General features: G+C 61.5%; 2 protein-coding genes. One reads left to right on the forward strand and one right to left on the reverse strand.

Annotated features, from left to right (window positions below; all coding sequences use genetic code 11):
• A partial coding sequence (locus ABWP50_RS10215) for a TonB-dependent receptor domain-containing protein (RefSeq protein WP_353217888.1) occupies positions 1 to 1785 on the forward strand: 1785 nt, incomplete at its 5' end.
• Between the two features lie 108 nt (positions 1786 to 1893).
• On the opposite strand, the gene ABWP50_RS10220 is transcribed toward ABWP50_RS10215, so the two are convergent.
• On the reverse strand, positions 1894 to 2601 hold a 708-nt coding region (locus ABWP50_RS10220; RefSeq protein ID WP_502951030.1), incomplete at its 5' end, for a sulfotransferase family protein.

Consider the following 2601-nt stretch of genomic DNA (forward strand, 5'->3'; position numbering starts at 1 on the left):
CGCACGGTGAGCACCCTGATCAGCCGCCGCACGGTCGAGGCCGGCACGCGTGATAACGAATACACCACAACTGTGTTCGACTACACGGCCGGTTTCCGCGGCAAGCTGACCAACAGCATCGATTGGGATGTGTCGGCCAGCTACGGTCAAAGCGAGAATATCCAACGGGCCACCGGTTATCTCATCAATGACCGTGTGCTCGATGCCGTGCTCGCCACGAACACCACCACCTGCCTTAGCGGCAACGCGCTTTGCGTGCCGTTGAACCTGTATGGCCCAGGCGGCTCGATCACGCCGGCCATGGCCCAGTTCATCTCCGGCGACTCGACGACGCGTACCACGACCGAACTGACCCAGGTTCGCGCCTTGGTTTCCGGGGATCTGGGCGTGTCGTTTGGCGATGCCGAGCCGATTGGTTTCGCTGTCGGTGCTGAGTATCGTGATTACGGCGCGGCTGTGTTGCCGGACGATTTCGCCGAGCGCGGTGTGCTTGGCGGCGGCGGTGGCCCGACGCCGCGCGTCGAAGGCGGCTACAATGTCCGCGAAGTATACGGCGAATTCATTGCGCCGTTGATAGAAGGCAAGCCGTTCTTCGAAAACGTCACGCTGGAAGCTGGCGCACGTTATTCGTCCTATCAGGTCGCCGCAGCCGGCAACCCGAGCTACGATGCGTTCACCTGGAAGGCTGGCGGTACCTGGGAATTCACCCAGGGCTTCAAGGTTCGCGGCAACTACAGCCGCGCCGTCCGTGCCCCGAACATCGGCGAGTTGTTTTCGCCAGTTTCACGCGGTCTGACCAATCTTGGTATTGACCCTTGCGCCGGTGCGGCACCGCTGACCAACGCCAACTTGCGCGCGGTCTGCATTGCGCAGGGCGCTGCACCGGGCATCATTGGCCAGATTGATCAGCCAGCCGCCGGCCAAGCCAATGCCTATGGCGGCGGCAATCCGACTGTGCAGCCGGAAAAGGCCAGCACTTGGACCCTCGGTGCTGTGTTTCAGCCAAACTTCGTGCCCGGCCTCGCCATCACGCTGGATTATTACAACATCAGCGTGACGGATGCGATCACCAGCCCACTGCCGGGCGACTCGATCGCTGCTTGCTTTGCCACTTTGTCCGCAGCCAGCGCAGCAAGTGCTGCGTGCCGGGCAATCATCCGCGATCCGAACAGCGGTTCGTTTGATGGTGAGGCCTTTGGCCTGCCGCGTCCCTTGTCCAACCTTGGCCGCCTGAAGACCGACGGTCTGGACTTGAACCTAACCTACTCGACCGATATCGGTTTTGCGAAACTGGGTGTCAGCGGCAACTTCAACTACACCTTCCGCTCGCAGTTCCAGGCAACGCCAACCGCCGTCAACCGCGAGTGCGTGGGCTACTACAGCCCGAACTGCTCGTTCACGGGCTCGATTCAGCCGAAGTGGCAGTCATCGTTGCGCACCACGCTGTCGATGGACCGGGTTGATCTGTCGCTGCTGTGGCGCCACATCGACAGCGTCGAGCAGGAGCCGTTGGCAAAGGCGCCGCTGTCCCAGCGCGGCGACGCTTCGCCGTTGTTCGCTGCCTTCCAACGCATTCGTGCCTACGACTATTTCGATCTGACCAGCCGCTTCAAGATTTCAGATGAAGTGTCACTGCTGTTCGTCGTCAGCAACCTGTTTGACAGCAAGCCGCCGTTGGTGGGTTCTGCGGCCGGTTCGACTGCCTTCAACAGCGGTAACACCTTCCCGTCGACCTATGATACGCTGGGCCGTCGTTACACCGTCACTGCCAGCCTGCGCTTCTAATCCAGCGCTGCACGGCAACAAAATCAGGGGGCGGATGGCAACATCCGCCCCCTTTTTTGTGTCTGGCCCGGTCTGGCAAATCACCGGACACTGCATGCAAGCGAGTTGTCACGCCAGCAGCGGGCGCGGCAGCAACAGGGACACGCCGGCTGCCTTGGCCACCGCCTCGGCCCAGATTGCCACTTTTTCGATCTCATCGGCATGCACGGCTTCGGCGGCACGGTCGTCGATGCGATCCTGATTTGAAAATGCCTGCCCGAACTTGCTGTGCTGCGCAAAGATCGGCCCGGCCACCACCGCCTCGGCATCCAGCGCCACGCCAAAAAATTTGCACAGCACCGTCAACGCCTTGGCCGGCTGCGCCAGCAAATCCTCGGAATCCAACGTCAACACTTGCGGCCCGAATTGTGCCGCCATGCGTGCAAACAACGCCTGTTGCGCCAGCCAGCCCATGGCCGCCGCCTGCAGATCGGTTTGCCCCAGATAATCCTCGCTGCCAAAACCGAAATTGTGCAGGCCCTGCTTGAGCTGCTTGATCAGCAAATCGCGCACCCACAGCCGGCCATCCATGTTCTTTCGCGCCACCGAGCCAAGAAATACCCGCAACGGCGCGTGCAGCAGCAACGCCCGCGCACCGGGCCGCAACTGCAACATGAGCGGCGCCATGGCGTTGCAGACATTGCTTGGCTTGATGACGATTTTCTCGCCGCCGGCAAAGGGTCGTGCCAGCAATGCCAGGCAGTCAGCCAGCACGGCCGCAATCCGCCGGCCATCACCGCCGCGCAATTGCCAGCCGATCAGATCATTTAAAATAAC

This window comes from Sandarakinorhabdus sp. (genome assembly GCF_040398645.1).
Lineage (GTDB): Bacteria > Pseudomonadota > Alphaproteobacteria > Sphingomonadales > Sphingomonadaceae > Sandarakinorhabdus.